Annotated in this window: 22 protein-coding genes and 1 pseudogene; 2 read left to right on the top strand and 21 right to left on the bottom strand. The window is 68.1% G+C overall.

Annotated features, from left to right (window positions below):
- Window positions 1-5: 5 nt before the first annotated feature.
- From fliF to NUG21_RS10635, 3 genes are all read right to left on the bottom strand, one after another.
- Window positions 6-1,727: a flagellar basal-body MS-ring/collar protein FliF gene (gene fliF, locus NUG21_RS10645; RefSeq protein WP_242083522.1), complete on the bottom strand. Its 1,722-nt coding sequence runs from the start codon at window positions 1,725-1,727 to the stop codon at window positions 6-8.
- Between the two features lie 12 nt (window positions 1,728-1,739).
- Window positions 1,740-2,102 carry a flagellar hook-basal body complex protein FliE gene (gene fliE, locus NUG21_RS10640; RefSeq protein WP_019797186.1) on the bottom strand — a complete coding sequence of 121 codons (363 nt, stop codon included), beginning with the start codon at window positions 2,100-2,102 and terminating at the stop codon, window positions 1,740-1,742.
- A gap of 255 nt (window positions 2,103-2,357) precedes the next feature.
- Window positions 2,358-5,852, bottom strand: coding sequence for a glycosyltransferase (locus NUG21_RS10635; protein WP_263393064.1), 3,495 nt, complete (start codon window positions 5,850-5,852; stop codon window positions 2,358-2,360).
- 467 nt (window positions 5,853-6,319) lie between these two features.
- Here NUG21_RS10635 and NUG21_RS10630 point away from each other — a divergent pair, with 467 nt between their 5' ends.
- Window positions 6,320-6,769: a hypothetical protein gene (locus tag NUG21_RS10630; RefSeq protein WP_263390837.1), complete on the top strand. Its 450-nt coding sequence runs from the start codon at window positions 6,320-6,322 to the stop codon at window positions 6,767-6,769.
- A 224-nt stretch (window positions 6,770-6,993) separates the two neighbouring features.
- Here the strand turns inward: NUG21_RS10630 and NUG21_RS10625 are convergent, their stop codons facing one another.
- On the bottom strand, window positions 6,994-8,070 hold the full coding sequence (locus NUG21_RS10625) for an FkbM family methyltransferase (RefSeq protein WP_263390836.1): 1,077 nt from the start codon (window positions 8,068-8,070) through the stop codon (window positions 6,994-6,996).
- A 41-nt stretch (window positions 8,071-8,111) separates the two neighbouring features.
- Window positions 8,112-8,255 carry a hypothetical protein gene (locus tag NUG21_RS10620; protein ID WP_019796353.1) on the bottom strand — a complete coding sequence of 48 codons (144 nt, stop codon included), beginning with the start codon at window positions 8,253-8,255 and terminating at the stop codon, window positions 8,112-8,114.
- A 314-nt stretch (window positions 8,256-8,569) separates the two neighbouring features.
- Here NUG21_RS10620 and NUG21_RS10615 point away from each other — a divergent pair.
- A pseudogene (locus NUG21_RS10615) lies at window positions 8,570-8,713 on the top strand (30S ribosomal protein S16); the annotation flags it as partial.
- Between the two features lie 147 nt (window positions 8,714-8,860).
- Here NUG21_RS10615 and NUG21_RS10610 read toward each other — a convergent pair.
- From NUG21_RS10610 to fliD, 16 genes are all read right to left on the bottom strand, one after another.
- Complete coding sequence (locus tag NUG21_RS10610) at window positions 8,861-9,478, bottom strand: LbetaH domain-containing protein (protein ID WP_019796193.1); 618 nt, start codon at window positions 9,476-9,478, stop codon at window positions 8,861-8,863.
- Entirely contained in the window at window positions 9,475-10,614 is a 1,140-nt protein-coding gene (locus tag NUG21_RS10605) for an aromatic ring-hydroxylating oxygenase subunit alpha (protein ID WP_263390835.1), read from the bottom strand. The genes NUG21_RS10610 and NUG21_RS10605 overlap by 4 nt, the downstream gene beginning before the upstream one ends.
- A 25-nt stretch (window positions 10,615-10,639) precedes the next feature.
- Entirely contained in the window at window positions 10,640-11,281 is a 642-nt protein-coding gene (locus tag NUG21_RS10600) for an acetyltransferase (RefSeq protein ID WP_263390834.1), read from the bottom strand.
- Window positions 11,278-12,039: an SDR family NAD(P)-dependent oxidoreductase gene (locus NUG21_RS10595; protein ID WP_160947174.1), complete on the bottom strand. Its 762-nt coding sequence runs from the start codon at window positions 12,037-12,039 to the stop codon at window positions 11,278-11,280. The genes NUG21_RS10600 and NUG21_RS10595 overlap by 4 nt, the downstream gene beginning before the upstream one ends.
- Window positions 12,040-12,053: 14 nt before the next feature.
- Entirely contained in the window at window positions 12,054-12,815 is a 762-nt protein-coding gene (locus NUG21_RS10590; RefSeq protein WP_263390833.1) for an SDR family NAD(P)-dependent oxidoreductase, read from the bottom strand.
- Window positions 12,816-12,817: 2 nt separating this feature from the next.
- Window positions 12,818-13,858, bottom strand: a complete 1,041-nt coding sequence (locus NUG21_RS10585; RefSeq protein ID WP_019796188.1) for a ketoacyl-ACP synthase III — start codon at window positions 13,856-13,858, stop codon at window positions 12,818-12,820.
- Window position 13,859: 1 nt separating this feature from the next.
- On the bottom strand, window positions 13,860-14,084 hold the full coding sequence (locus tag NUG21_RS10580; protein ID WP_019796187.1) for an acyl carrier protein: 225 nt from the start codon (window positions 14,082-14,084) through the stop codon (window positions 13,860-13,862).
- Window positions 14,081-15,259, bottom strand: a complete 1,179-nt coding sequence (locus NUG21_RS10575) for a DegT/DnrJ/EryC1/StrS family aminotransferase (protein ID WP_019796186.1) — start codon at window positions 15,257-15,259, stop codon at window positions 14,081-14,083. Before NUG21_RS10575 ends, NUG21_RS10580 begins: the two co-directional genes overlap by 4 nt.
- A gap of 271 nt (window positions 15,260-15,530) precedes the next feature.
- Window positions 15,531-17,018, bottom strand: a complete 1,488-nt coding sequence (locus tag NUG21_RS10570) for a sigma-54 dependent transcriptional regulator (RefSeq protein WP_242083494.1) — start codon at window positions 17,016-17,018, stop codon at window positions 15,531-15,533.
- Entirely contained in the window at window positions 17,015-17,398 is a 384-nt protein-coding gene (locus NUG21_RS10565; protein ID WP_010341669.1) for a response regulator, read from the bottom strand. The genes NUG21_RS10570 and NUG21_RS10565 overlap by 4 nt, the downstream gene beginning before the upstream one ends.
- Window positions 17,399-17,413: 15 nt before the next feature.
- Complete coding sequence (gene rpoN / locus NUG21_RS10560) at window positions 17,414-18,817, bottom strand: RNA polymerase factor sigma-54 (RefSeq protein ID WP_263390832.1); 1,404 nt, start codon at window positions 18,815-18,817, stop codon at window positions 17,414-17,416.
- A 268-nt stretch (window positions 18,818-19,085) separates the two neighbouring features.
- Window positions 19,086-19,718 (bottom strand): response regulator, encoded by a 633-nt coding sequence (locus tag NUG21_RS10555; protein ID WP_017908534.1) that lies wholly within the window; start codon window positions 19,716-19,718, stop codon window positions 19,086-19,088.
- Window positions 19,719-19,808: 90 nt separating this feature from the next.
- Complete coding sequence (locus tag NUG21_RS10550) at window positions 19,809-20,387, bottom strand: PilZ domain-containing protein (protein WP_263390831.1); 579 nt, start codon at window positions 20,385-20,387, stop codon at window positions 19,809-19,811.
- Window positions 20,384-20,683, bottom strand: a complete 300-nt coding sequence (locus tag NUG21_RS10545) for a hypothetical protein (RefSeq protein ID WP_160947182.1) — start codon at window positions 20,681-20,683, stop codon at window positions 20,384-20,386. Before NUG21_RS10545 ends, NUG21_RS10550 begins: the two co-directional genes overlap by 4 nt.
- Window positions 20,680-21,099, bottom strand: a complete 420-nt coding sequence (gene fliS / locus NUG21_RS10540) for a flagellar export chaperone FliS (protein WP_010341674.1) — start codon at window positions 21,097-21,099, stop codon at window positions 20,680-20,682. The genes NUG21_RS10545 and fliS overlap by 4 nt, the downstream gene beginning before the upstream one ends.
- Before the next feature lie 147 nt (window positions 21,100-21,246).
- On the bottom strand, window positions 21,247-22,569 hold the full coding sequence (fliD, locus tag NUG21_RS10535; protein ID WP_160947183.1) for a flagellar filament capping protein FliD: 1,323 nt from the start codon (window positions 22,567-22,569) through the stop codon (window positions 21,247-21,249).
- Window positions 22,570-22,646: the final 77 nt, after the last annotated feature.

Here is a 22,646-nt window from a genome sequence, read left to right as displayed (position 1 = left end):
TCGCATCAGGCTTCACTGGCGACCCATCCCTTCACGACCTGCGCCACGCGCTTGGAATCCTGTTTGACCGCTTCGCGGGCCTGGCGCAACCGCTCTTCGTACGCGTCGGGCAGGGCGATGGCGGGGTTGCCGCCGGTGCCGCCGCTGAGGCTGGCGGTGTCCTCGCCCAGCGACGGCAGCAGCGGGTTGTCGTCGTCGAGCATCGACAGCTTGGCGTCGCGCGGCTCGTCGCCGTCGCGGTCGTGGCCCACGGCCGCGGCCGGCGCCGGGCCGGCGATCTGGCGCAGCGCCGGGCGCAGCACGCCGAACAGCAGCGCCAGCACCACCGCCGCACCCAGCACCAGGCGCGCGCCGTTCATCACCCGCGGATCTTCCCACCAACCGGGCTTGTCGTCCGCTTCCGGGGCCTGGCGGACGAACGGAGCGTTCATCACCGAGACGGTGTCGCCGCGTTCGGCGTTGAAGCCCACCGCCTGCTTGACCAGGCCTTCGATGCGGGTCAGCTCGGCGGCGCTGAGCGCCTGCTCGGTCATCTTGCCCTTGGCGCCCGGACGCATCACGTGGTCCACCAGCACCGCCACCGACACGCGCTTGATGCGGCCGGCCGGCTGCCGGGTGTGCTGCAGGGTGCGGTCCAGCTCGTAGTTGCGGGTGGCGCTCTTGGAGCTCTCGGTCGGCGTCGCGGCGGCGGTCTGCTGGGTGCCGGCCGTGCCCGGGGCGGGCGGGGCGCCGGTCGCGCCCGGCTGGCCCGGCGCGCTGCCCGGCGAGTTGCTGGTCGCGCCGGGCGCGCCCTGCGGGCCGCCGGTGCTGGTGCTGCTGTCGCTGACCTGCTCGCTGCGCAGCTTCGGCGGGTCGCCGTTGTACAGTTCGCGCGCTTCCTCGACCACCGAGAAGTCCATGTCCACGTTCACTTCCGGATTGACCCGGCCCGGGCCGGTCATCGGCTCCAACAGTTCGCGGATGCGCTGGTTGTAGGCGCTTTCCTGGCGCCGCACCTGGTCGAACTGGGCGGCATTGAGGGCGGCGTCGCTGTTGGGGTCGGCGATGGTCAGCATGCGCCCGCTCTGGTCGACCACGGTGACGCGGTCCGGCGACAGGTCGGGGATGCTGGAGGCGACCATGTTGACGATCGCATCGACCTGGTTGCGTTCCAGGGTGGTGCCGCCGCGCAGTTCCAGCACCACCGAGGCGCTGGCGGCCTCGCGCTGGCGGGTGAACGCGCTCGGCTTGGGGATGGCCAGGTGCACCCGCGCTTCGCGCACCGGGCGCAGGCTGGAGATGGTGCGCGCCAGTTCGGTTTCCAGGGCGTGCTGGTAGCGCGCGTTCTCCACGAACTGGCTGACCCCGAAGCCGGGATCCTTCTCCATCACCTCAAAGCCCATGTTGCCGTTGTCGGTCAGGCCGGAGCCGGCCAGCTTCAGCCGCGCGTCGTACAGCTTGTCCTCCGGCACGGTGATCGCGCCGGTGGCCGGGTCGAGCTTGAACGGGATCTGCGCGGTGCGCAGCAGGTCGGTGGCCTCGGCCGTGCCTTTCTCGTCCAGGCCGGTGTACAGCGGGGTGTAGGCCGGCTTCTGCGACCAGAAGAACACGAACAGGCCGGCCGCCACGGCCACCGCGATCATCGCCATCAGGCCGATGCGACGGGTGATCTGCAGGCTCTGCAGGCGGTCAAACCAGGCGCCTGCCTTTTCGCTGCTGAACGTCTCTTTGCTGATCGCAAGCGCCATCGTCTTCTACCCTTACAGCGGCATGTTCATCACGTCCTGGTACGCCTGGACGAGTCGGTTGCGGACTTCCACGGTAGCGCGAAACGCCACCTGGGACTGTTGCGCGGCCAGCATCACCTTGGCCAGATCCGCGCTGGGGTCGCCCAGTTCGAAGGCCTTGGCGAGGTCGCCGGACTTCTGCTGGGCTTCGTTCACGCCGCCGATCGCGTTGCGCAGGGTCTCGGTGAAGCTCGGACCCTGCACGCCCTGGTTGCCGGTCAGGCCTTCGATCGCATTGCTGCGGCCGACATCGCCCACCCGCGTCTGCGCCGCCTGGCCGACCTGGCCCTGGTAGCTGCGGATCTGCGAAAGAATGGAGCTGATGGAGTCGCTCATACGGTGAAATCCCTGCCGGGAGACGGCTTGCCCGTATGCAATGCAAGCGGTGTGCCGAAACCGCATTCACCTGCTGCGCGGCTCACCAACACGGTGCGGGCGGGAAGGCCAGGCGGCGGCGACGGGTTCCCGGCGCCGGCAGCGTGGCCGGCACGGGCTGCGGTGCGGCGAGGTGTCGGCGGGTTGACGCTGTGCGCGGCGTCACGGTCGACGTCAAAGCCGCGCGGCGCTCTTGGGTTGGGGCGAGCGGCTGGGTCAGTCCGGCAGCCAGGCCGCGCGCCACTCCTTCAGGTTGTCGCCCTGCAGCAGCCAGTCGCGCTGCACCGCTGTGCGCAGGGCGGTGCCGGCCGCGGCCCGTGCGTCGGCGTCGGCCAGGTGCGCGCGGATCGCGTTCACCCAGTCGCGGAAGCGGTTCTTGACCAGGGTGACCGGCAGCCCGCCGTCGCGGTAGGGCGGCAGGTCGCTGGCCACCACCGGATAGCCGCAGGCGCCGTACTCGAGCAGGCGCAGGTTGCTCTTGCAGCGGTTGAACAGGTTGTCTTCCAGCGGCGCCAGCGCCAGGTCCAGCCCCAGCGCGGCCAGCGCCTGCGGATAGCGGGCGAAGTCCACGCCTTCGTGCACTTCATGAACATGTCGGCGCAGCCGCGCCGGGCACAGGCCCATGAACACCCAGTGCACCTCGCCGGCCAGCGCCTGCACCACGTCGGCGATCAGCTCCAGGTCGCCGGTGTGGCTGAGTCCGCCGGCCCAGCCGACCCGCGGCTTGGTCGCGGCGGACGCCGCCGGTGCCGGCAGCGCACCCCATAGCCGCGGTTCCAGCCGGTTGCGCACCACGCGGATGTCGCCGTGCAGGCCGGCCAGCGCCTCGGCCAGGTCCGGGGTGGAGACGGTGACCCGGTCCACCAGCGTGGCGGCGCGCCGCAGCGAGCGCAGCACGTCCTTGGGCATCTGCTCGCGGTGCGCGCTCTTGAGCGGCAGATTGGGCAGGTAATCGTCCAGTTCGTAGACCATGAAGGCATTGCCGAAACGGCGCATGCGCTCCATCCGCGCCAGTTCCGCATCGCCGACCCGGCGTTGCAGCACCACCACGTCGGCGCCGATGCGCTGCAACTCCACCGGGTCGAGCAGGCGCGCGTAGTACAGGCCGTCGATCTGCGCGGTCGCGGCCAGCGCCTGGAACGGCTGGATCACCCGGTACTGGCCGCTGCCGAAGGTGTCGCCCGGATGCGCCAGGACCCTGGGCAGCGGCTTCCACGACAGCGGCTGCCAGGAGAACTCGGACTCGGTCAGCTGGAAGCCGCCGGGCTGGTCCAGGCCCAGGCTGGGCGAATACGCCGGATCCTGCGCCAGCGCCGGCAGCCAGCGCTGCAGCAGGGCGTCTTCGGCCGCCTCGCTGCGCGTGGCCGCGGCCGGCTGCAGCAGCAGCGCCTGCGGCGTCCACACGGTCCAGGCGCCGGCCGCCGCGGCACGCAGGCACAGATCCACGTCGGCGCCGCCGGCGGCGAAGTCGGCCGCGTCGAATCCGGACAGATGCTCGAACAGCGCCCGCCGCACCAGCAGGCACTGTGCCGACACCGCGCTGTAGCGGTGCGCTACCTGCAGCCGGCCCATGTAGCCCGGCTGCGCCATCGCTTCGCCGGCGAAGGCGTGGCCGGCGCCGGCCAGCAGGCCCGGCAGCAGGCCGGCATGGGTGATGCGGCCATCGGCGGACACGCCCTTGGCGCCGACGATGCCGACCTCCGGCCGCTGCGCGTGGTTCATCAGCGCGTGCAGCCAGCCGTCCTGCACCGCGGCGCTGTCGGCGTCCAGGAACAACAGGTACTCGCCCTGTGCCTGGGTGGCGGCAAGGTTGTGCGCCTCGGCCGGGGAGACCCGCTGTTCCAGTGCGAACACGCGGATGCGGCCGTTGCCCAGTTCGGCCACCGCCTGCATCCACGCGGTGATCTCCGGCGCCTGGCTGGCGTTGTCCACCAGCAGCAGTTCGTAGGCCGGGTAGGCGGTCTGCTCGAGCAGGCTGACCACCGCGCGCTGCAGCGCCGGCAGGTTGTCCTGCGCCAGCAGCACGATCGAGACCGGCGGCTGCCCGGGGTGGCCGTAGTCGATGCGGAACAGGCCGCCGGGCAGCGGCTCGACCGTGGCCTGCGGATAGCCGCGGGCCTGCAGGTGCGCCGCGATCGCACGCTGGCGCGCCTGGCTGCCGCCCTCGGCGCTGGCCGGCGCGGCGACCAGCAGCGGCTCGGGTAGGTGGGCGATGCCGTCGCCACCGTCACGCAGGAACAGGCGCAGGATCAGATCGAGCTCGCTGGCGCCGTCGTAGGCCGGATCGAAGCCGCCCAACGCCTGCACCGCGGTGTGGCGGAATACCCAGTGGCCGGCGGTGGCCAGCGGATTGCCCAGCAACAGGTCCAGGTCCGGATCGGGCCGCAGCAGTGGCGCCAGGGTGTCTGCGTCCACGGCCAGCCACTCGTCCGCGTACAGCGCGTTGCATTGCGGCTGCTGCGCCAATTCCAGCAGCAGCCGCAGCAGGCCACCTTCGCAGAAACGGCTGCCGGCGGCCACGCGCAGGCACCAGTCGCTAGACGGCGCGGCGTCCAGGGCGGCATGCAAGGCCGCCGCATCGGCCTCGGGCGCCAGCGGCGGCAGGCTCCGGACTCGCGGGTCCGGCCACGCGGCGGGGGGCGCATCGCCCAGCACCAGCGCCTGCACCTGCGCGAACGGCGCGCCGTCCAGCAGCAGGCTGTCCAGGGTCGCCGCCAGCGCGGTGCGGTCGGCGCCGCGCGCGTCGACCAGCACGGCCAGCCGCGGGGCGCCGCCCAGCGCGGCGAGACGCGCATCGAGCAGGTCGCGTTGCGCCGGCGTCACCGTCCGCCGCGCCTGCCAGTCGCGCAGGGTAGCTTGCACGCAGACGCGCGCGTAGGCGTCCTGGATCGCCTGCAGCAGGTCCACCGGCGCGCCCGGCCCGCCGCCCAACGGCGTCACCGTGACCTGGCGGACATCGCCATCGCCGCGGTACCAGCCCATCGCACGCACGCCCTGGCGGAAATTGGCATGGCCCTGGTCGCCGATGCCGGGCTGGTCGCGGCCGACCTGGCTGTATTGCTCCTCCGACACCCGGAACCGGGTCAGCGGCCGCGCCAGCAATGCCAGGTGACCGCGGTGCAGCAGCTTGGCGTACAGCGCCAGGTCGCCGACCCAGTTGATCACCTTGCCGGCCAGCGTCATCAGCTCGTCGCCGATCTCCAGCAGGTCGCTGCGCCGGCACAGCACGCAACTGGGCTCGCCGACGAAGTTGATGGTGTGGTCGGCCAGGAACGACAGCAGTTCCGGCCCGTCCAGCAGCACGTCGCCGGCGAACGGGAAGGCGGTCGCGGGGATGTCCTCCAGCGGCGCGCCATGGCTGTCGATGCGCTGCCGCCGCGAGGAGGCCAGCAGCACGTCCGGCGCGCTCTGCATCGCCGCGACCAGCGCGGCCACGCAGTCCGGCGCCAGCACATCGTCGTCGTGCAGGAACTTGACGTACTCGCCCTGGGCCAGGGCGATGCCGCGCGCGGTGCTGCCGAGTTCGCCCAGGCGGCTGGGATTGCGGTGGTAGCGGATCGGGAACGGGGCCGTGGCGGCGCGGCGTTCCACCACCTCGGCGATCGCCTCGGTGGGGTTGTCGTCGCAGATGACCAGTTCCAGCGCCGGATAGGTCTGGGCCAGTACGCTGTCGAGCGCCTGCTCGAAGTAGCGCAGCTTGTAGGCCGGCATGACCACGCTGACCAGGGGCGGGTGGGGCATGAAGGGTGGACCGTGTCGGGAAGGGGGGCGGGTCGGTGGCGAGCGTACTCGCGATCGAGCGGAGCAATTGCCCGATGATGCAATAAGCGTGCCTGTCGGCGTCCTCGCTGGACACAGGGTCGGGGTGTGCCCTAACGCTTGTAGGCGGGCGAGGAATGGCGCGGGAACGTGGCCTGTCGCGGCGCGATGTTATGTATGGACACTGCACGCCGGTGTAGGGCTAGCGTAACCATTCCATCGTCGCTCGATGCGGCGATTCCCTGCCGATGTCGCCGAAGAAGACCATGCAAACCGGCGGATCACTTGCGCGCATCTACATCAAATTCATGGCGGAACACGCGAAGAAGGCGAGATAGTGCGATAGCACCGGGACATCGTAACGTCACCTTGCCGTGATGGCGTGGCATTGCTTCATCAAAAACGTATCAGGGGGAAATATGATCAAGCGTAAAGCTTTGGTATTCATGGCGCTCGCTCTGGCGGCGGGGTCTTCGCAAGCATGGACTTTGGTTTATGCGACCGACGCGAATGGAAATGTCTCGGCTGGTTCGCTGCAATCACTGCGTACGGCCGTGGACAATGGTGCGGATCTCAAGGTTCTGGTGACGGCGCCGAACCAGAATACGCAGCACACCTGGGGTGTTCTTTGCACCAATACCTCCATGAAGCTCGACTCTTCGCAGGCCCTGGTGTGTGTCGGGCACGACGATTACGCGATAAATATCGGCATGGGCAGCCAGTTCGGTGAACCCAGCAATCCGCCTTTTTCGGCCCATTTCCTCATCAATACCTCCGGGGAGTATGCCGAGGCATACATGAGGCTCGGTAGCGGGGAGCTCATTTCCAAGTCGAAGTATGTCTATGCGATGCGCTGGTTTGTGAATTGATGGGCGCGTCTTAGTTTGGAACGGCCGCTTTGATTTTTCGGTGGCCAATCAAGCCGATTTCTTTGTGCCAGTGGCGTGTCGGCGAACTCGACGTACTCGCCGTACTCGCCGACACGCCTTGCTGATGCACGTCTGGGCTGCACTAACGCCGGCAGATCGCATGGCGGCAGCGCGACATCGCCTTATGAAGACCGCGGGCGGATCAAAGGTAAGACATCCGCTCGCTACTCTACATAGAGCACGCTATCGAAGAAGTACATCGCGTAATGGCGCAGACGCAGCTTGGCGTCGGGGATGATTCGATCCAGTTCGGCGACGATGTCCAACAAATCGAGCGCGTGGTGATAGCAGGTGATCGCCATGCGTGGGCGGCATCGGCCTATCAGTTCGGACGCGCCACGCAGGACGTGCGGTTCGAAGCCTTCGACGTCCATCTTGAGCAGCGTGATCTGCTCCAGCACATCGTCCAGCCGCACGCTGGAGACCTGGATGTCGCCACTGGCCTCGACCCTGCTGCCCATTGTGCCACTGGCCAGGAACGACAAGGGCTGATTGGAATCTGATACGGCTTCGTTATGAAGGAAGATCGGGCCTGACGTGGATTCCAGGCGGCGTTGCAGAGCGGCGAAGTTGCGTGGGTCCGGTTCGTAGGCGTGGATCGAGGCGAAGCGGTAGCGCGCTGCGGTCAGGAACTTGCCGACCGTATCGCCGTCGTAGGCGCCGATGTCGACGTAGTGTTCGTGGTCATGCAGCGCGATCGGGGCCTCGCTGGAGGGATACATGGAGAAGTACTCCTGTTCCATCGGACGGATCACGTCCAGCAACTCAGCTCGGTTGCCGGTCATGCGCAGGCGCAGTATCGCGTCCAGCGTGGCGCGGCTGAGCGTGTCCTCCAGGCGCGTACGCAATGCCGCGAAATCCGCTGCGCGCTCCAGCGTCTGCGCGCGCATGACCGGTCCGGTCTGATAGATCCACGGCCTGTCCAGGATATAGAGGAGTTCCGGCAGGTCGATCGCCCTCCCTGGCAACCCACGTTGCAGGTGATCGAAGTACAGCCACGTGGGCAGTTGAAAGGAGCAGTTCACCGTGATTGAATTCGGTCCCTGCGGGTTTGCGAGATAAGCGGCGACGGTGCGGATCTCGTCGAAGCCCGGGGCCTTGCCGCGATTGGCATGGAAATAGTCGTCCGCCGCGATCAGGCGCAGCTTCTCTGAGCGCTGCCGCAAATTGTCGACGAGGGGCGTGACGAAATCTCCCAGGTAGGAACTCGGTGCCAGGAACACGATCGTGTCCGCCTTCATGCAAGCGTCCAGCAAGTCCGTCTCGTTTTGGTTCGTGTATGTCATGGTCGTTCGCCGTTGAGGGCGCGGATCGCGTAGAGCCCCTCGAGACTGGAGCTGGTGGCCAGCAAGAGCGCGCCGCCGGTGCGCGCGCAGGTGTCGATCAGGTCAGCTTCGCGATGAAGCGTGGCCGGGAAGTCGGTCATGGGTGTACTCGAACGGGTGCGCCGTCACAGGTCGCGCAAGCTTGGGAAGGTGGCGTGCGACAGCGTCACGCCAGGACGGCGATCAGGTCACGTCGCGGACGCCGTGAAACCTCATGCTAGTCAGGGAAGCTCGGGGGCAAACGGTGCGCGCACCACAAAATTGCGCTTTGTCGCATATTGCGATTGCGCGCTGACACGGATCGACACGCGCTGTGGTGCCTCTCCGAGGGCGAACGAAACATCCTCGCAGGCAGGATCAAGTGGCCTGCTGTGGCTGCCAGTAGTGCCGCAGTCATCGCGCTTGACTAGGCTGGATCGCCCAGTTCCGCCCAACCCGTGGTGGCGCCAAGAAGCGCCCTTCTACCGTCACCGACATGCGCGGCGCGCGCGACGGCCGCAACATCGAGCGCGTCGGTTACTACAACCCGGTCGCCCAGGGCGCCGAGCCGCGCGTGGTGCAGATTCCGCGGCGTGACGAGCGCGCCAACCAGCGACGTCAGCGGGACCAGGCGCGTATCGTCTTCACTGCGGTATCAGTCCATCGTGTGCACCCCGGCCGATGCCGGCGTTGTCCGTTCGCGCCGCACTGGCCGTCTCGTCGATGTTCAGCGCAGGATACGTGCGCCGCCAGGCATCAAAGCGTCGTAGAAGCAGCGGTCGGGCAGCACATCCGGCACGGTGCCCGGCAGCAGCCACTCGCAGTGCCGGCCGATGCTGGCACCACTGCGGGTCATGCTGCCGCCGCCCAGGGTGCTGCCCTGGCCGATCTGGGTGCTGCGGCCGAGATGCACGCCGGCATGCAGGGTAACGCAGGCGCCGATGCGCGCGTCCTGTTCGACGATCACCTGCCGTTCCAGCCAGGCGCCAGGACCGATGCTGCTGCCGGCAGCGATGTTGCAGCCTGGGCCGATGTGCACATTGCCGAGCAGGCGTACCCCGGTATCGACGTGGGCCTGTGGCCAGACCAGGTCGATGCTGCCGTAGCCTGCCAGGCGCACATCGGCCAGCAGCTTGTGCCGCGACTGGTTGACCGCGCGTTCGTCCAGCGCCACGAACACGTCGGTCGTGGCGGCTGGATGGCTGGCGCGCAAGGCGCCAAGGTCGAAGTTGTAGCGATCCGGCGATTCCAATGCGATGACGACGTGGTCCAGCCCACAGGCCTGCACGGTGCGGTGTGCCTGTTCCAGCGCCTGGCCCTCGCCGATCAATACCAGCCTCTTCATGCGGATTGCTCCAACACGTTGGCGCGATACCACAGGTGCTGGCGGACCAGCTCGGTCTCGTAGTCACCGTGAGTGAAGGGCAATGAATGTGGGCCAATACCAGCCTGCATGCGTTCCAGCAAGGCCGTGTCTTCCGCGATCACCAACCGTTCGGCCCTGATCAAGCTGCTCAGCAACGCAGTGAAGTCGGTACGTGCGTCTTTGCGGCGGGCGGTCATGACCCACAAGTGGTAGTCGGTTTCTCCTGGAGTGACAGGGTCGTACTGCTGCAACAGGAAGTGATCGCCGCGCACGCAGCAGAAATTGACGTTCGGATAGATGAACCAGTTGTAGTAGGCAGAGTCCTCGCCGTAACGCTCGCAATGGCTCCGAAACCAGTTGTCCTGCGGCACAATCGCTCCCTTGGCCGCAAAGCTCAAACGATGCAGCGGCATGGGAGCGTGCGCGCTCAGGAGTTGCTCGACCTCGGAAGGGACATCGGCAGCGCGCTCGATATTGGCTGGGGTCCTGTCCGCCTCCGTCATCAGCGGGCCGAAGGTTTTGGGATGGACGAACGGGACATGGTTGTAGTCCTTGACGTTCTCCATGTTGAGCTTCCAGTTGTAGCGCACGCGGTGGCAGCTGTAGGCGATCTGCGAATCCAGGTGCGAGGAGGCTGTCGCGATATTGTCAAGGAACGCCGGCGCGAACTGTTCCTCCAGCGGCAGCGGCTGCGTGGCCATGTTCACGAACAACAGTTCGCCGACCTGCTGCACATGCAGTTTGGTCAGGCAGATGCCGGCCTTCTCTTCGGCGGTGAACTGGTACAGGCCGGAATTGGGCAGCCCGCGCAGTTCGCCCTCGGCGCCGAACGACCAGGCGTGGTACGGGCACACCAGCGGGCGCTTGCCGTGCGATTCGATCTGGATCGCCGACTGCCGGTGCGGGCACTGGTTGAGGAAGGCGCGGATGCCGGCCTCGGTGCGCTGCACCAGCACCGGCACCCCGGCCACCTGGCGCGCGAAGAACTGGTTGCGCTCGCGCACCATGGAGGCGAAGCCGACGAAGATCCACAGCGTGCCGAACAGCCGCTGCTGTTCCAGGCGCAGGCTGTGCGGGCTGACGTAGTGCTCGGCATCGAGGGCGTGGCGGGTCATGCGGAACGGCGTCCTGAGTGTGGAGTCAACGGCTGAAGATGGTCCGCGCCGGATTCCCGGCGACGGTGACGTTGGGCGGGACGTCCTTGACCACCACGCTGCCGGCACCGATCACCGCGCCGTCGCCGATCGCGATGCCGGGCAGCACGGTGGCGTGGGGGTGGATGACCACGTCGTTGCCGATGCGCGCGCCGCCGCCGACGAACACGAAGTTGCCGATCTGCACGTAATCGCCGATCACCACATCGTGGCCGATGATGGTGGTGGCGAGGATGGTGACGAACTCGCCGATGCGGCTGTCTGCGCCGATCGACACACCGACCTCGAACAGGCTGCCGCGCCCGATCGGCGTCTCCGAGGCTTCGCGCAGGCGAGGGCGCAGCACCATGAAGTCGGCCCCGCGTTCCAGCAGCGGCTGGCTGTAGCGGCGGCGCGCGGCCGGATCGCCCAGCGCACAGACGAACAGGTCGCCGGGCGCCGGCTGGTAGGTGTCCGGGTCGCCGAGCAGCGGCCAGCGCAAGCCGGGCGCCAATGCGCTGCGGCTGTCCAGGAAGCCCTTGATGTCCCAGGCCTGGCCATAGTCCGGATCGTCGGCGCATGCCATCGCCGCCACGCCGCGGCCGAAGCCGCCGGCGCCGACGATCAGGACATGTTGCGGCACGGTCATACGTACTCCACGCCGCCATCCATGCTGAAGGCCTGGCCGGTCACCTTGCTGCTCGCCTGCGACAGGAAATACAGGCATGCCAGGGCGACGTCCTGGGGCGTGCCGATGCCCAGCGGATAACGCGCGCGGTTCTCCTCGAGCCAGGCCTTGTCCTCGCTGGTCAGCGGCGTTTCGACCAGACTCGGGCACAGGGCGTTGGCGCGGATGTTACGCCGCACCAATTCCAGTGCCAGCGGGCGCAAGGTGCCGATCAAGGCGGCCTTGGAGCCGGCATAGGGGCCCACGCCGACGGTGCCGGTGAGCGCGGCGATGGACGACAGGAACACGATCGAACTGCCGGGGCGCAGCGACTGCCGCGCCAGCAGATGCCGGGTGAGCATCGTCGGCGCGATGTAGTTGATCGCCATCACTTCGTTGAGAAACGGTTCGCTGACCAGCTTCATCGGCGACAGGCCACGGATGCCGGCGCTGTGCACGACGCCATCGAGCGGGCCGCACTCGGCGGCGAGCCGTTGCACGGTGGCTGCCTCGCTCAGGTCGCCGGCGAACAGGCGATGGCCGTTGCCAGGCAAGGCGTCCAGCACGGCCTGCAGACGTGCCTGATCGCGTCCAGCCACGATCAGTTGCGCACCCGCGCCGGCGCAGGTCTTCGCGACCGCCTCGCCGATCCCCTTCGAGGCGCCGGTCACCAGCACGGCCTTGCCGTCCAGTCCATACAACCCACGCAGCAGCGCGGAGGGTTCGTCCAACAGGGACATCAGGGTTTCCATGTTCATAGGCGCATCGGCAGGGAGAGGCCGCCATCGATGGTCAGGGTGCTGCGGGTGATCCAGCGGCTGGCGGCGGACAACAGATAGACCGTGCCCTTGGCGATATCGTCGGCATCGATGCGCCCGAGCGGCGTCAGGCTGATCTTGTTTTCCATTTTCGCCGTGGCGCCGAGGGCGTCGAGCATTGGCGTATGCACATAGCCAGGTGCGATGCAGTTGGCGCGGATGCCACGCTTGGCCTGTTCCAGCGCCAGCGTGCGTACCGCGGCCTCCAGCGCGGCCTTGGATCCGGCATAGCCGGCGCTGGCCTGCGGTGCTGCCCGTGCGGTCAGGGCGGATACGTAGACCAGCGACGCACCCGAGGCCAGGCGACGTTTGGCCAGCAACTGTTGAGTAAGTGCGACCGGCGCCAGATAGTTCACCGCCAGCATCTGTTGCAGGTGCTGTTCGGCGGCCATGTGGAACGGCACCAGGGTCGCGATCCCGGCGCACGACGCCAGCCCGTGGTAGTGCTCCGCCGCTTCCAGCAGGCGCGTGCGGGTGGCCGGTTCGGTCAGGTCGCCATCGATGGTCCGATGCCCGGCGCCGTGCAGCGCGTCGGCGACCGCCTGCAGCCGCGCGCGATCGCGTCCGTTGAGCACCAGGGTGGCGCCGAAGCGCGCGCACAGCGTCGCGACAGCGGCGCCGATGCCCGAGGAAGCACCGGTCACCAGGATGGTCTTGCCCTGCAGCCCGAAGGCGTCGGTGGGTGCGGCAGGCGCCATCGTCAGGACTCGATCAGGTCGGGGAACACCGCGCCGTCGATATCGACCAGGCAGGTGCCCCAGGACAGGCCGATGCCGAAGCCGCACAGCAGCACGCGCTTGCGACTTTCTTCCAGCTCCTTGTTGATTCGCGCGGTCATGGTCACCGGCAGCGAGGCGCCGCTGGTGTTGCCGAAATCGTGCAGGGTGGAGGGCACCTTTTCCGGGGGCAGGCCGAGCTTCTTGCGGATGGTCTCGTTGATCATCCGGTTGGCCTGGTGGAACACGAAGTAATCGATCTCGTCCTTGGACACGCCGCTGTAGTCGAGCAGCTTCTGCACCGCCGGCGGTACCCGCTGGGTGGAGAAGCTCAGCACTGCCACGCCGTCCAGTTGCAGGTCCACGCCGCGGTGCCAACGGTCGTGCTCGTCGGCCCGGTACGGGATCAGGTGCTGCACCCCGACCGGTTCGCGATGGCCGCCCACCGGCAGGATGATCGCGCGGTAGCCGCTGCCGTCGCTGTTGAGGTCGAAATGCATCGGCGCCGCATCGGCGCTGAATTCCAGCGCGGTAGCGGTGCCGGAGTCGGAAAAGATCGGGTCCTCCAGGTTGGCACTGCGGTCACCGACCAGCAGCAAGCCCTTCTTGACCCCGCCGGCGGCGATCATGGAGCCAAGCAGATTGATGCCGAACGGATAGGCCGAGCAGCCCAGGTTGACGTCGAAGGCCACGGTGGCATGCGACAGGCCCAGGCGGTCCTGCAGGATGATGGCGGTCGCCGGGATCGGATAATCCGGCGACTGGGTGACCACGATCAGCGCATCGACCTCCTCGCGCTGCCATTGCAGGCGCTCCAGCAGCACCTGCGCCGCGTCGAAGGCCAGGTCGGAAAAGCACTGCCATTCCGCGGCCATGCGTCGGGTCTCGATGCCGATGTTGCGCACCAGCCGCTCGCGCTCGGAGCGGATCTGCGGCCGGCAATCGGTCAGATTGGAGACAACGCGCTTGGGTACGCAGGTCGCCATGCCGGCGAAGCGTACGTTGTGCAGCGTGGAGGTCGGCATGCTACGCCTCGGTCAGCTTGTAGAGGTCGCCCAGGGTGACCACGGCGGCCAGATGCTCGCCGGTGATGGTCTTGCCGTACTCCGAGTCGAACATCACGATCACGCCCAGCGCGGCCAGCGAATCCCACTCGGGCAGGTCGCGCAACACCGTGTCCATGTTCACCTCGACCGGATTCTGGAAGTCGGTCGCGGACAGGAAATTCTCGATAAACGTCTTTTGGCTCATGCTGCGGGTTCCACGGGTTGGGCGAAGGAGGGAGGGACGAGGGTGCAACGGGAATCGGACGCGGGCATGACGCCGCCCGCCGCGGCGATCAGGTCGACGATGGCATCCACCTGCTCGGCCGCCAGTCCGGGAAAGATCGGTAGGCACAGCACGCGTTCGGCCATCTGCCGCGCCACCGGCAGGCCGGCCGGCGCCGAGGAGGGCAGGCCGCGGTACATCGGGAAATCGCTGATCAGCGGGTAGAAATAGCGGCGCACCAGGATGTCGTGGCTGCGCAGCAGCCGGTGCAGTTCGTCGCGCGCCAGCGGGAAGGCGTCCTCGACCAGGATCGGGAACGAGGCGTAGTTGGACAGCGCCGGCGCCCTCGGCGCCAGGCAACGGATTCCCGGCACCTGCGCCAGGCGCCGCCGGTACTGCGCATCGATCGCGCCGCGCTGCGTCAGCGCGTCGTCGATGTGCTGCAGTTGCAGCAGCCCGAAGGCGGCGTTGATCTCGCTCATCTTGCCGTTGATGCCGGTCGCCACCACGGTGGTCTCGTCGACGAAACCGAAGTTCTTCAGCCGGCTGATGCGCTGGTAGGTCTTGGCGTCCGGGCAGACGATGGCGCCGCCCTCGAAGGTGTTGAACACCTTGGTGGCGTGGAAGCTGAGCACGCTGAGGTCGCCGTGGCGCAGGATCGAGCCGCCCTCGTCCTTGACCCCGAATGCATGCGCGGCGTCGTAGATCACCTTGAGGTTGTAGGTGTCGGCGATGCGTTCGATCGCGGTGGTGTCGCAGGGCGTGCCGTAGCAGTGCACCGGCATGATCGCGGTGGTGTGCGGGGTGATCGCTGCTTCGATCTTCAGCGGATCCAGGTTCATGGTCTGCGGATCGATGTCCACGAACACCGGCTTGATGCCGCGCCACAACAGCGAATGCGCGGTGGCGACGAACGAATACGGCGTGGTGATGACCTCGCCGGTGATGCGCAGCGCCTGCAGCGCAGTCAGCAGGGCCAGAGTGCCGTTGGTCAGCAGCGCCAGGTGGTTCACCCCCAGGTACTCGGCCAGGGCCTTCTCCAGCGCCCGGTGCATGTCGCCGCCGTTGGTCAGGATGCGGCTGCGCCAGATCTGCTCCAGGTACGGGACGAACGCCTCCAGGGGCGGCAGCAGCGGACTGGTGACGGGGATGGACATGGGACCTGCCTGGCGACGGGTGGAAGTCCCCGGTGCGGAACGCGCCGCCCGGTGCTGTGGAAACGTGAAGCAAGCCACATGCCAAACCCGCTGTCCACTGTCGGCGTGGCCGACCAGGATGCGCTGCCGGCGAACGCCGCGTGGCCATCGCGCACGCATGCCGCCTGCGCGCGCTCGCGCGCGTGGATGGGGAGAGCAGGGAAGGAAGGGAAAGGAGCCCGTGGCCAGGCGGGCGCGCCGGGTGCGGCCGCACCCGGCGCCGTGCGCCGACTCAGCTGGCCAGTTCGGTCTGGTCGCGGTCGATGCCGTACTTGCGCAGCTTCTCGACCAGGGTGGTGCGCCGCAGGCCCAGCAATTGCGCTGCATGCGCGACCACGCCCTGGGTGCGCTCCAGCGCCTCGTTGATCAGCGCCAGCTCGATGTTGGCCATGTGCCCACGCAGGTCCAGGCCGCTTTCCGGCAGCGTCGCTGCAGCCGCCGTCGGCGCATCGGCGTCCGCGCTGGCCGGCTTGCCACCGGCGTGCAGGTCGACCACGTTGGGCACCCGCCGCGGATCGGCCGCGATCGGCGCCGGCGGCGCCGATACGTCGATGGACGAGGCGAAGTCGCCGCGGTAGCGCGCCGGCAGGTCCTGCACCCGCACCAGGCCGCCGGGATGCAGCACGGCCAGGCGTTCGACCAGGTTGGTCAGCTCGCGCACATTGCCCGGCCACTCGTAGCTGCGCAGCGCCTGCAAGGCCTCTTCGGAGAAGCGCACTTCGCCGCGCCCGGTCCGCGCCAGCTGCGCGGCGATGGTGTGCACCAGCGCCGGCAGGTCGTCGCTGCGTTCGCGCAGCGCTGGCATCTCGATCGGGAACACGTTGAGCCGGTAGAACAGATCCTCGCGGAACTGGTTGCCGGCGATGCGCTCTTCCAGGTTGCGGTGGGTGGCGGCGATCACCCGCACGTTGCAGCGGATGGTGACGTTGCCGCCGACCCGCTCGAAGCTGCGCTCCTGCAGCACGCGCAGCAGCTTGACCTGCATCGGCAGGCTCATGTCGCCGATCTCGTCGAGCAGCAGGGTGCCGCCCTCGGCCATCTCGAAACGGCCCTTGCGCGCGCTCAGCGCGCCGGTGAACGAGCCCTTCTCGTGGCCGAACAGCTCGCTTTCCAGCAGATCCGGCGGGATCGCGCCGCAGTTGATCGCCACGAACGGGCCGTCGCGGCGCGGCGACTGCTGGTGGATCGCCCGCGCCACCACTTCCTTGCCGGTGCCGGACTCGCCCAGCACCAGCACGGTGGTATCGAACGCGGCGACCTGGTCGATCAGGCGGCGCAGGCGGGTCACCGCCGCGCTTGTACCGGTCGGGCCGTTGTCCTGTGCGGCACCGGCCTGGTGCTCGGCGTCCAGCCGCTTGAGGCTGGCGCGGCGCAGCAGGGTTTCCAGTTGCGCGTGGCGCAGCGGCGCTTCCAGCTGCCACACGTTGGCTTCGTGCAGGCCGTGGCGCTGGGCGAACGCCTGCGCGTCGTCATTGAGCAGCAGCACCGGCGGCGGCAGCGAACTGCGTGCCACCCAGCCGAAGAAGGCATCGGCCTGCTCCTGGTCGTCGAGCCCGCCGACCAGGATCGCCATCCATTCGGTCTGCCGGTGCCGGCCGGGCTGCACGTCGGCGACGTCGGTGACCCAGCGCGGGTTGAGGTCCATGAATTCGAGCAGGCTCACGGTCCGCTCGGCGCGCACCGCGTCGTCGTCGATCACCAGGATCCGCGATTCGCTCATGCCGGTACTCCTTCGGTCCGAAGCCCCTCCAGGATCGGCATCACTTCCTGGATGTAGGACAGCTTGCTGACGAAGTTGTCGGCGCCGGCGCGCATGGCATGCTCGCGGTGCTCGGCGTCGTCGAAATGGCTGGCGATCACGATGTACGGCGCCTGGTCCTGGGTCTTGATCAGGCGCGTGGCCTGCAGGCCGCCCATCTCGGGCATGGCCAGGTCCATCAGCACCACCTGCGGGCGCAACGACTCGGACCGCTCGATGGCTTCCAGGCCATTGGCGGCGCTGCCGATCACTTCCATCCAGTCGAGCTTGCGGAAGTGGCGCATGGCGGCGTTGATGAAACCTTCGTGGTCGTCGACCAGAAGCACGGACAATTTGTTCATATGCGTCGTTTTTCCTTAGCCCACACGGGCCAGCAGCGGTTTGCTGCCGCGGCGGCGTTCGCGTGCGGGAGCGATGTCCAATTGTTCACGATACTTGGCGACTGTGCGCCTTGCCACGTTCACGCCCTGTCGCGACAGCAGTCCGGCGATGGCCTCGTCGGCCAGCGGCCGCCCGGCCGGCTCGGATTCGATCAGGCGCCGGACCATGGCGCGCACCGCCTGCCCGGACACCGCGGCGCCTTCCAGGCGCACGGCGAAGAAGTGCTTCAGCTCGAACGTGCCGCGCGGGGTCTGCAGGTACTTGCCGGTGGTGATGCGCGAGATGGTCGACTCGTGCATGCCGATCGCCTCGGCCACCTCTTTCAGGGTCAGCGGCGCCATCGCTTCCTCGCCCTTGACCAGGAACGCCGACTGGCGCTCGACGATGGCGCGGGTGGTGCGCAACAGGGTCTCGTAGCGCATCGACAGGCCGCGGGTCAGCCAGCGCGCTTCCTGCAGCATCTCGCGCAGCGGCTGCGCGGCGTCGCCGGCCTCGGCCAGGGCGCGCTCGTGCATCGGGTTGACGGTGACGCGGTGGGTGGTGGCCGGGTTGAGCGCCACCCGCCAGGTGCCGTCGGCATGCCAGGCGACCACGTCCGGCAGTACATGGCCGGCGTCCTGCGGCTGCAGGCTGTCGCCGGGCCGCGGCTGCAGCGACAGGATCAGTCGCACCGCCTCGCGCACGTCGTCGGTCTCGGCATCGAGCTGGCGCCCGAGCAGCGCGTAGTCGTGGCTGGCCAGCAGGTTGAGATCGCCCTCGAGGATGCGCGCGGCCAGGTGGCGGCCCGGCACGCGGCCGGGCAGGTCGCTCAACTGCGCCTGTAGGCATTCGCGCAGGTCGCAGGCGGCCAGGCCGGCCGGGTCGCCGTGCAGCAGGCGCTGGCGCACCGCTTCGGCCTGCGCCACCGGCAGGCCCAGGCGTGCGCTGGCCAGTTGCTGCAGGGTGTCGAGCGGGCCGTCCAGGTAACCGGCATCGTCGCAGTGTTCCAGCCAGAACGCGGCCGCTTCCAGTTCCAGTGCCGGCAGTTCCAGGGCCAGCCGCTGCAGCACGCGCAGGTGCGGGTCGGTGGATTCGCCGGCGGCGATGCGCTGCATGCGATCGTCTTCGCCGTCGTTCCAGCCGGCGGCCGGGATGTCCCACATCGAGGATTCGGGCAGTTCGTCGAACGCCGCGGTTTCCAGCGCCGCATCCTCGTGCTTGACCACCGGCTCGATCACGCCCTCGGGCTCTTCCAGTTCGAGCAGCGGATTGGTTTCCAGCGCGCGGCGGATTTCCAGTTCCAGTTGCATGCCGTCGAGTTGCAGCAGCCGGATCGACTGCAGCAGTTGCGGGGTCAGATGCAGTTGCTGGCCCAGTTGGGCGGAAACGGTCGGCTTCATGCGGACTCCCTCGGTTCGGCGCCAATACGCTGGCGCCCGTGGAACGCATACTGCTTGTCGCCCGACGGTAACAGAATCGGGGGGTTCCTGAGTAGGGTGGTCAAATTCCTGACAGGCTGTCAGGAATTTCCCGACGTACGGGTCGTGGACGCCGGACAGTCGACGGCGCAATGCCTTATTTGGCGGGCATCGGATGGATCGGTGCCGCCTGCTGACCGGTTAAGGCAAACGCCATGCCAATGTTCCGTGTCGGGATGCCGTCCCCAATTCAGCTCAACTCGCCCTGGTGGCGTGCGGCCAGCAGGACCAGATCGTTGGCACGGCGGCAGCCCAGCGATTCCATCATTCGCGCGCGGTGCGTCTCCACGGTCTTGACGCTGATGCCCAGGTCCGAGGCGATTTCCTTGTTGCTCTGGCCGCGGCCGATCTGGCGCAGGATCTCGCGCTGCCGCGGCGACAGCGCGGCGATGCCCACCGGGCGCTCGCGGCCGAGCATCGGCGCGATCATCTTGGAGGAGATCTGCGGGCTCAGGAACACCTGGTTGGCGCTGGCCGCGCGCAGCGCCAGTTCCAGTTCCAGCGGGGCGGCGTCCTTGACCACGAAGCCAGTGGCGCCGCGGTCCAGCGCATCGCGCACGTGCACCGGATCGTCGTGCATCGACATCATCACCACCCGGGTCTTGGGCGAGCTGTGCAGTACGTCGGTGAGGGCGTCCAGGCCGCTGCGTCCCGGCAGGGACAGGTCCATCAGGACCAGGTCGGGGCGGTGCAGGGTGGCCAAATCCACCGCTTGCTGCGCGTTGCTGGCCTCGGCGACCACATCGACGTCCGCAAACGTCTGCAGCAGCCGGCTCAGGCCGGCGCGTACCAGGGTGTGATCGTCGACGATGATGACTCGCACGGTGAGGTCCTTCTATTCAGATCCGCACCTTAGCCGAGCCGCTCGCCGCCGCCAACCTCGGCGCGGCGGCCGGGCGCGGCGGGAGCCGGCTCAGCGCGCCCGCCGGCTGTCGGCGATCTGCCGGCGGTGCAGCCGGAACAGGTGGCGTTCCAGAGCCTCTTCCAGGCCGGGCGGCTGTGTCTCGAACCGTAGCCAAAGTTGCACGACCCCGGCAGTGGTGGCCTCGGCCAGCACCCGCACCGGCAGTTCCAGGTGGTCCGGCAGCCAGTCCGAGGGCTGCAGGCGCAGCAGGCCGGCGGCGCCGGCGCCGGCGCCGGAGCGCGCGCCCAGTTCCAGTCGCACGCCGCGCCGCGACCAGCACAGCGGCCGCAGCGGCAGGGCATCCTCGTGCTGGCGTGCCAGCCGACCTAGCAGGACCAGCATCAGGTCGAGCTTGGCCTCCATCCGCTGCGTCTGCGCATTGGCGTCGCTGCGCTCGTCGTTGCCATCTTCGCCGCGCAGATCCTCGATCTGCGCCAGGCTGCGCAGCAGCGCTTCGCCGGCGGCGAGGCGGCCGGCGCCATTGCCCAGGCGGAAATCCGCTGGCAGCGCCAGTTCGCAACTGAGCGTGTCGTGGAACAGCTCGGCGTCGGCCGGATGCTGCGCCGCGCTGTCCGGGCCCACGTTCATCCCAGCAGTCCGGCCTGCGAATAGAGCCGCGCGGCGTGGCTGGACTGGCGGCTGCTGCGCAGCCAGGCCGCCGCATGGTCGCGCTCCATGCGCATCTGAGCGGTCACCGCCTGCTGCAGGGCGAGCAGCGGCTTGAGCGCCTCGCGCGAGCGGTCCGCGTCGTCCTGCTGCAGATACGCCTGCAGGCGCCGCGCATGGTCGGTCACCATCGCCTGGGCCAGGGCATAGTCGTCGCCGCGCAGGATCTCGCGCAGTTCGTGCAGGTCGTTGTGCAGGTCGGCGAGCTGGATGCTCACGATGCGTTCGCCGTGGCCAGTTCGCGCTGCTGCGCGGGAATGGCGGCCCAGGCCGCGTCGATTTCGCTGAGCAGTTCCAGCGCTTCGGTCAGCGCGGCGTCGTCGTTGTGCAGGTTGGCTTCGGTGAGCCGGTGCATCACGTAGTCGTAGAGCGCCGACAGGTTGCCGGCGATCTCGCCGCCGGCCTCGTGGTCGAGCGAGCCGTTGAGATGGCCGACGATGGCGCAGGCCTCGCCGATCGCCTTGCCCTTGCGCGCCTGGTCGCCCTGCGCGAGGCAGGCCTGGGCCTGGCGGATGCGCTGGCAGGCGCCGGCGAACAGCATGGCGACCAGCTTGTGCGGATCGGCATCCGTGACGCTGGTGGAAATGCCCATCTTGCGATATTGCTCAGCGTACTGGCGGCTGGAACCGTACATGGAAAACTCCTCGGGTGGACTGGCGGGCCTGGCGCTATGCCGGTTGGCGGCGGCGCCGGGCGGTTGTTGCCGCAGATCCACAATGACTGTCGATACTCTTCATATCGGCCGCGACGCGCTTCGACTTGAGCCGCGGCCGTGCGTGCGTCAGCTGAATTGCTTGGTCAGACTGTCGCTCACGCCCTGCATCTGTGTGACCAGGGTTTCCATCGCCGTGAAGCGCGCGGTGTACTGGTCGCTCAGCGTCTGCATGCGCGCGTCCAGATCGTTGAGCTGGTCGGTCAGATCGGAAATGTGCTTGTTGAGCGCGTCGGTCCGCTGGGTCAGCGTGCCATTGGTGGTGTCCAGGTTGCTCTTCAGCAGCGTGCTCATCCCGGTGCCGAAGGTGCCGGCGCTGCCGAGCATGGTCTTGGCCGCCGAGGGATCGGCGGCCACGGCGGTATCGAACTTGCTGCTGTCCAGGCTCATCACACCGTCTTTGTCGATGGTGACGCCCAGCGCCATCAACCCGCTGACGTTGTCGCTGACCAGCCGCCGCAGCGACTGCTGCAGGCCGCGCACCATCGCATCGCCGGTCATCGGCGAGGCCTTCTTGTTGGTGGCGTCGTAGGCGCTGGAGGACTTCAGGACGCTGTTGGCCGAGTTGTAGGCGCTGACCAACGCGGTCAGGTTCGCTTTCAGCGGGCTGTTGTCGCTGGTGATATTGAGATTGTAGGTGGTGCCGGCAACCGCCTTGGTCAGATTGATCGCGACCCCGGGGACGATGTCGGCGATGGTGTTGCTGCTGGACGTACGCTGGAAGCCGTCCACCTTCACCACCGCGTCGTCGGCGGCGATGGTCTGGGTCAGGCCGCCGTTGTTGCCGGGCGGGTAGGTGAGATTGGCCAGGCCGCCGTCGCCGCCGGAGGTGGTGATAGTCAGCGCGCCCTTGGTGCCGGAGTTGACCGCGTTGAGCACCAGGTGGTCGCCATCGTCGGCAGTGACCACGCTGGCGGTCACGCCGGCGCCGTTGGCGGCCTTGTTGATGAAGGCGGCCACGTCGCTGAGTTTGCTGCCAGCATCGACGTTGACATTGAGCGTAGTGCTGCCGTAGGCGATCGTCAGGGTGCCGCCGCCGACCACAGCGCCGCTGGCGTAGGCCGACGAGGTCAGCTTCTGCGACTGCGCCAGTTTCACCACCTCGATGCCGTACTTGCCGGCATTGGCGCTGGAGGTGACCGTGGCGGTATAGCCCGCGCCGTCGTCGATGTTCGCCTTGTAGGCGCCCTTGTCGGCGCTGTCGGAGAGGGTGTTCATCGCCGTCTGCAGGTTGGACAGCGCGCTCTTGATCGTACTCAAGGACGACAGCTGCGCGGTGGAGGCGGTGCCGTCGCGGTTGATCCGGTCTTCCTGCGGCTGGCGTTCCTTCGACACCAGTTTGGCGACGAAGGTCGGGATGTCCAGGCCTGAGCCGATTCCAGTGGTGGACATGATCGCGTTCCTTGAGGTGGCCGGCGCGCGATGCGCCAGCGGCTGAGGGGAGTATCGGCGCGCGGAGGAGCTTCTTG

Origin of the sequence: Xanthomonas sp. CFBP 8445, assembly GCF_025666235.1 — a bacterium.
GTDB classification, from domain to species: Bacteria; Pseudomonadota; Gammaproteobacteria; order Xanthomonadales; family Xanthomonadaceae; genus Xanthomonas_A; species Xanthomonas_A indica.
The sequence above is the reverse complement of the archived record's forward strand: the minus strand, read 5'-3'. Positions and strand labels throughout refer to the sequence as shown.